Source organism: Hydrogenophaga sp., from assembly GCF_018780385.1.
Taxonomy (GTDB): domain Bacteria; phylum Pseudomonadota; class Gammaproteobacteria; order Burkholderiales; family Burkholderiaceae_C; genus Hydrogenophaga.
This window is the reverse complement of the sequence record NZ_JADMJO010000036.1, coordinates 1-2,608: the sequence shown is the minus strand read 5'-3', so window position 1 is coordinate 2,608 and position 2,608 is coordinate 1. Positions and strand designations below refer to the sequence as shown.

At 63.7% G+C, this 2,608-nt stretch carries 2 protein-coding genes and 1 pseudogene; all 3 read right to left on the bottom strand.

Annotation, left to right across the window (positions count from 1 at the left end):
* A pseudogene (locus tag IV113_RS13960) lies at positions 1 to 82 on the bottom strand (barnase inhibitor); the annotation flags it as partial.
* A 53-nt stretch (positions 83 to 135) separates the two neighbouring features.
* A complete protein-coding gene (locus tag IV113_RS13955) occupies positions 136 to 558 on the bottom strand; it encodes a ribonuclease domain-containing protein (protein WP_291086137.1) in 423 nt (140 codons plus the stop codon).
* Between the two features lie 220 nt (positions 559 to 778).
* Positions 779 to 2,608: phosphate acyltransferase (locus tag IV113_RS13950; protein WP_291086134.1), on the bottom strand; the 1,830-nt coding region annotated here is incomplete at its 5' end.

The window sequence follows — 2,608 nt, the reverse complement described above, 5'->3', positions numbered from 1 at the left end:
CCGCGGCCTGCAGGTCTTTCACGCCATGGGCGCGAATCGACTGAACGATATTGGGTCGTACGTTACGAAGTGGCGTGTCCATCTCCGCGTCTCTTTCAAAGTTCAAGTTAAAAAACCGTTCACATCACCCAAGACTCACTGCACGATCCGCTTGAAGCTGCTGTAGTGGTCTTCGGTGTAATAACAAGCGTCTGGCACCCTGGGCCGCAATCCACCACACACGATCCGCTTGGCGCCCCGATGACTCAAACCTGGCGTGGGCACCGTGTACTCCCGGTAAAACCCGCGCCGCTGGCTCGGTAGCAACCTTTCCCGGTTGCCGAACACCGTGCCGTCCTTCTCGTACTGGAATGGCCCACCTTGCCGGATCAGCTCCATCACCTGTCTACCCTGCATGGGCAAGCCGGATTCGGCGAGGGCAGCGGCGTTCGTGCCGGGAAGCGTCTGGTCTTGCGGTGTTCGAGCCTGCACCAGAAAGGTGCCAAGCGATGCCGTCAGAACCAGAACCAAGGCCAGTGTTGCCACACCCTTGGCACTCCCGATCCGCTTCAGGTCCATGAAATTCCCTGCTCCTGATGCAATCAACCCGCCACCAACACACCACAAAAGTATCCGTTTACACGGCTTCTGCGGGGGTGTCGCGGGCGGGTTAACCCTGTAATCCAAGCTCGCTAGTGTGCCTGAGGTGGGCTGAAAACGCAAGCGGTTGCTGAAAAATAAGGCAAATCCAGCGGTCTGAAATGTGTGAAAGAGTTAGCGCTTGCTTTTTCTCTATGCATCAACGGGAAACGTTGGCATCGGCCACGGTGAGAGCCGTCATATTGACGATTCTGCGCACTGTGGCGCTGGCCGTCAGGATGTGGACCGGTTTGTCGGCGCCCAGCAGCACCGGGCCGATGGCGATGTTGCCGCCGGCGGCTGTCTTGAGCAGGTTGTAGGCGATGTTGGCCGCATCGATGTTGGGGAGGACCAGCAGGTTGGCCGGCCCCTTGAGGGTGGAGTTGGGCATCATCGTGGCGCGCGAATCTGGGTCCAGTGCCACATCTCCGTGCATTTCGCCATCCACCTCCAGCCAGGGCGCCTGCTCTCGCAGCAGTTCCAGCGTGCGGCGCATCTTGACGGCGCTGGGTTCGTCGCTGGAGCCGAAGTTGGAATGCGACAGCAGGGCCGCCTTGGGCTGCAGGCCGAAGCGCAGCATCTCTTCGGCGGCCATGACGGTGATCTCGCTCAGCTCCTCGGCCGTGGGGTCGTAATTGACGTGCGTGTCGACCAGGAACACCTGGCGACCCGGCAGCATCAGACCGTTCATGCACGCGTAGATACGGACGTCCTGCTCGGTACTGGGGCTGCCGCCGGCGCGCTTGCCGATCACCTGGTCGATGTATTTCAGGTGGTGGTGGGTGGAGCCCCAGGTGCCGCAGATCAGGCCGTCGACCTCGCCTTTGTGCAGCAGCATGGCGCCGATCAGCGTGAGGCGGCGCCGCATCTCGATCTTGGCGAGCTGCTGGGTCACGCCCTTGCGCTCGGTCATGCGGTGGTAGGTCTGCCAGAAGTCGCGGTAGCGCTCATCCTGCTCGACGTTGACGATGTCGTAGTCCAACTCTTCGCGAAGGCGCAGGCCGAACTTCTCGATGCGCTGGGCGATCACCCCCGGGCGGCCGATCAGCGTGGGCCGGGCCAGGCCTTCGTCGACCACGATCTGGCAGGCGCGCAGCACGCGCTCCTCTTCGCCTTCGGCATAGGCCACGCGCTTGCGCTCGGCGGTCTTGGCCGCCGCGAAGATGGGCTTCATGATGGTGCCCGAGGCGAACACGAAGCTCTGCAGACGTTGGCGGTACGCGGGCATGTCGGTGATGGGCCGCAGGGCCACACCACAGTCCGCTGCAGCCTGGGCCACTGCTGGCGCGATCTTCATCATCAGGCGCGGATCGAAGGGCTTGGGGATCAGGTACTCGGGGCCGAAGGCCAGTTTCTCGCCCGCGTAAGCGGCGGCAACCACTTCGCTCTGCTCGGCCTGTGCCAGTTCGGCGATCGCGTGCACCGCGGCGATCTCCATCTCGTCGGTGATCGTGGTCGCGCCGCAATCGAGCGCGCCGCGGAAGATATAGGGGAAGCACAGGACGTTGTTGACCTGGTTCGGATAGTCGGTGCGCCCCGTGGCCATGATCACGTCGCCGCGCACCGAGTGCGCGTCCTCGGGCGTGATCTCCGGATTCGGGTTGGCCAGCGCGAAGATCACCGGCCTGGGTGCCATCGACGCCACCATCGCGGGCTTGAGCACGCCGCCGGCCGACAGGCCGAGGAACACGTCGGCGCCCTCCATCACCTCGGCGAGCTTGCGCTTGTCGGTCTTCTGCATGTACTGGCGCTTGTCGTCGTCCATGAGCTCCTCGCGGCCCTCGTAGACCACGCCGGCCAGATCCGTGACGAACACGTTCTCGCGCTTCAGGCCGACCTTGAGCAGCAGGTTCAGGCAGGCCAGTGCCGCCGCGCCCGCGCCCGAGGTGACCAGCTTGACCTGTGCGATGTCCTTGCCCGCGACCTTCAGGCCGTTGAGCATCGCCGCCGCCACCGTGATGGCCGTGCCGTGCTGGTCGTCGTGGAACAC